This is a genomic window from Terrisporobacter muris, assembly GCF_024621905.1.
Classification (GTDB): domain Bacteria; phylum Bacillota; class Clostridia; order Peptostreptococcales; family Peptostreptococcaceae; genus Terrisporobacter; species Terrisporobacter muris.
Genome location: NZ_JANKBY010000480.1, coordinates 1 through 2,050, shown reverse-complemented (window position 1 = coordinate 2,050; position 2,050 = coordinate 1). Strand labels below are relative to the sequence as shown.

The following is a 2,050-nucleotide window of genomic DNA, read 5'->3' as shown; positions in this document are numbered from 1 at the left end:
TTTATTACATTATTGTCATGTGTAATATAATTCTATTCTAAATATATTCATATTATTTTTTTCTTTTTATGAAAATTGAAGTTTTCCATATTTCTCTTGCATTCCTTCACATAACATGCTATTTTCTAATTATAAGAATTATTACAATAATTCCATTAAAAGGGGGTCTTTAAATGTTAGATTGGAATCCAGATCTTTATTTAAAATTTGAAAAAGAAAGAACACTACCAGCTAAGGACTTAATATCAAGAATAGACGTAGTAAATCCGAAAAAAATACTTGATGTTGGATGTGGATCAGGTAATAGTACTCATGAACTTAAGAAAAGATGGCCTAATGCAGAAATAATAGGTATCGATAATTCTAAAGCTATGATTGAAAAAGCAAGAAGTTTATATGATGATACTAGATTTATTCTACAAGATGCAGCTGATGACTTATCTTCTTTAGGTAAATTTGATATCATATTTTCTAACGCTGCTATCCAACGTATTCCTGATCATGAAAACTTAATAAAATCTTTATATAACTCACTTGAAGATAAAGGGGTCCTTGCAATACAATTACCTTTGGTTGATGAAGTGAGAGCTCAACAAGCATTGTATGAATTAGAACATGTAAAAAAATATAAGCAATACCTTGATAATAAAAGTTTAAGATTTAATACTAAATCTACTGAGTATTACTATGATGTCTTATCTTCATTGTTTAATCCAGAAAGTATCTATATTTGGTCTACTACTTATACTCATGCCATGGATAGCCTTGATGATATCTTAAAATGGTATGAAAGTACAACTTTAATTCCTTATTTTGATGCTTTCCCTGATGAAGAAATAATTTCAAACTTTAAAAATAACTTCTACATTAAACTTAAAAATGTGTACTTCCCAAGACCTAATGGTTCTGTTTTATTTAATTATGAAAGATTATTCTTAGTTGCTTCAAAATAGATAAAAACTTTTTTATAAATTAACAAAAAACAAGGTATATATTAACATATACCTTGTTTTTTATTATTAAAACAAATTTATTATACTAGTTCCTTAAAATCATATATAAATTTATCACTTATTTTTTTTATTTCCTCTATATCAGAGTCTGAATATTTATCATATACACCTATAACCTTAAAATCTACTTTTTTCATAGTATTTATTCCTACTAATATATCCTCAAAACCAGCACATTCTTGTGGACTAAGTTTTAAATTTTCTGCAACCAATAAATATATATCTGGATAATTTTTATCACGTTTTACATCTTCCAAAGAATTCAATGCATCAAAATACTCATATATATGATTATTCTTTAATACTGGTTCATAAAGGTATTTAGGTGATGAAGTTGCTAAGCCTATTTTTATATTATTCTTTTTTAGTTTTTCTAAGTATTCTTTTACATTTGGCTTTAATTTAATTTTATTAGAATATTCATATATGGCCATTTCATTCCATTCTCTTATGAGCTCTTCTTCACTTTCCTTTAAATTAAATCTTTCTATTGTATACTTCGCCACCTCTTTAAAGCTCATAGAGTTTATTTTTTCTATATAGTCAGATGGAATAGGTATGTTTCGATTTTTTAAAAATTTTCTATCGATTTCTTCCCAAACGCTCATAGAATCAATTAAAGTTCCATCTAAATCAAATATGGCTCCCTTAAAATCAAACATTTTCATCCTCCTTTTTAATTTTTTATTACTTAATTTTTCAAATTAAATAGAACATAATTATATTATATACGTATTATAATTATTACTTAACCTTACTTATATACATTATTTAAAGTTTAATTAAAAAAAACCTAATACTTTTAAAGTGGATCCTATACAGTGGACACGAGAAAAAAATGTGTCTACTTGTATAGGATTTATTTTTATGTAAAATAGTTATAAAGAAGTTGAATTATTATGAGTAAAAGAATATTTTCAAGTGAGGAAATTAAGAAATTATCTATAAATAAATATGTTAAGAACATAACTGAAAAAGGAATTACATATACTAATGAATTTAATTTACATTTTATTGCTGAATATGAAATAGGGAAA

Annotated in this window: 2 protein-coding genes and 1 pseudogene; 2 read left to right on the top strand and 1 reads right to left on the bottom strand. The window is 24.7% G+C overall.

The window, feature by feature from the left end:
• Nucleotides 1–173 precede the first annotated feature (173 nt).
• A complete protein-coding gene (locus NSA58_RS19530) occupies nt 174–953 on the top strand; it encodes a methyltransferase domain-containing protein (RefSeq protein WP_074429837.1) in 780 nt (259 codons plus the stop codon).
• An 80-nt stretch (nt 954–1,033) separates the two neighbouring features.
• On the opposite strand, the gene NSA58_RS19525 is transcribed toward NSA58_RS19530, so the two are convergent.
• A complete protein-coding gene (locus NSA58_RS19525) occupies nt 1,034–1,675 on the bottom strand; it encodes an HAD family hydrolase (protein WP_074080197.1) in 642 nt (213 codons plus the stop codon).
• Between the two features lie 237 nt (nt 1,676–1,912).
• Here NSA58_RS19525 and NSA58_RS19520 point away from each other — a divergent pair.
• Nucleotides 1,913–2,050 (top strand): annotated as a pseudogene (locus NSA58_RS19520) (IS3 family transposase); the annotation flags it as partial.